General features: G+C 33.3%; 1 protein-coding gene. It reads left to right on the forward strand.

Features of this window, described 5'->3' with window-relative positions; genetic code table 11:
• Nucleotides 1–905: 905 nt before the first annotated feature.
• On the forward strand, nt 906–1,610 hold the full coding sequence (locus AC1UFB_RS14650; RefSeq protein WP_482589429.1) for an SAM-dependent methyltransferase: 705 nt from the start codon (nt 906–908) through the stop codon (nt 1,608–1,610).
• Nucleotides 1,611–1,684 lie beyond the last annotated feature (74 nt).

Raw genomic sequence — 1,684 nt, forward strand, 5'->3', positions numbered from 1 at the left:
TCGAAAAATATTTTTTTGACACCTCACCAACGGCTCAAACCGTTGATAAATCAACATTTATAGAGGGAGCGCTTTTTATACATTCTTTCTTCAACCACACACCTGAAGATCATCGTCATATCAACGGTGTATAAAAAGCTGCATACTCAAGCAAAAGAATCCTTAGCTGAACCCTACTGCCGCAAGGGTTCTTTTTGCTTGCTTGGTTCCTTTAAGAGACTTTATGTAAACTAGCTTTGCATACTGTATACATTAAGAATTCACTTGTTTTTTATAAGTTAGAAGTGAAAATACAATAAAGGAACTGATTAAAATTGATGTAATATGTGTATCTAAATATAGTTTGTGTTCTACAATCAATGTAATAATTGGAGAAAGTATTATAGCAATGAGTATATAAAGTAAGAGCTTTAAAAAGAATTTTGAGGATCTGAATTTATTTTCAATTAAAGCATAGCTCGGTACTAATAAAATATATAATACGGCTCCTAAACCTATAATAAAAAGTACTGAACTAACGGAGAAAAGCCCTTCTAAATATGAGGCCCTCTTACTATTAAAAAAATCACTAATTAAAAGTGAAAGTCCAATTAGAACTGTTGTGATGAATACGGATGAAATTGGTCTATTCTTCATAAAAACACCTCTCTTATGATAATATATTCCAATTATACACTTGTTTTTAAGCCAAAGGGAGAGAGTGTGAATTATATAAGACTGCCTAGAATGCGGATTATGTTAACTAAACATGTATAACATATACAGCTTAAAAACCGAAAAAAATCACCTTTGGCGCTAGGGTGAACTAATCAAGCAGATTAGTTTAAGTGGAAACATAAAAAAGGTTAACATTCCCATTTAATTGTGATAGTATAAATTTAATCTTTTAGAAGAGGTGAGTTTAGTTGAGTAGAGTAGAGCAGAGTACAAAGTTAGATTTAGAACGAATCGTTTTTATTGGGAGAACGTTTGAAGAGTATTTAGATATGTTTTCGCTTTCAAAAAAAGACTTAGAAGGAAAGAAAATACTCGATTGTCCTGCAGGAGCATGTTCATTTACTGCGATTGGGAACCAATCAGGATTAGACGTAACCGCGTGTGATATCGCTTATTATCATCAAGGCAAAGATCTTAAAAATAAAGGTCTCCAAGATGTTGAACATGCGATGGAGCATATGGAAAAAGCAAAAAGTAATTATGTTTGGGATTATTTTAAAGATGTAGAAGATCTTCGAATCCATCGATTGAGTGCGTTAAAGGAATGCGCCAATGATATGAGAGAAAACGAGGAACGGTACGTTCCTGTTACGTTACCTTCTTTGCCATTTAAAGATGCAGAATTTGATGTTCTTCTTTCTGCTCATTTTTTATTTATGTATAGTGACCGATTAGATTACCAATTTCATATTGCTACAATCAACGAACTGTTAAGGGTGACGAAAGAGGAAATCCGCATTTTTCCTTTAATTGATTTAGAAGGAAAGCGATATGAACATTTAGATAAATTAATTAGCTATCTTGCTGATCATGGATGTACAGTCGAAGAAGTACAAGTGCCCTATGAATTTCAGGCAAATGCGAACTCGATGTTAAGAATAAAAAAAGAATAGGCAAGAAGGGGCTGTCTAATAAGTCCCTCTAAATAAAACAGGTGGAGAAAAACGCAATGTTTTTCTCCACCTGT

It is taken from the genome of Priestia sp. KCTC 13724 (genome assembly GCF_056820425.1).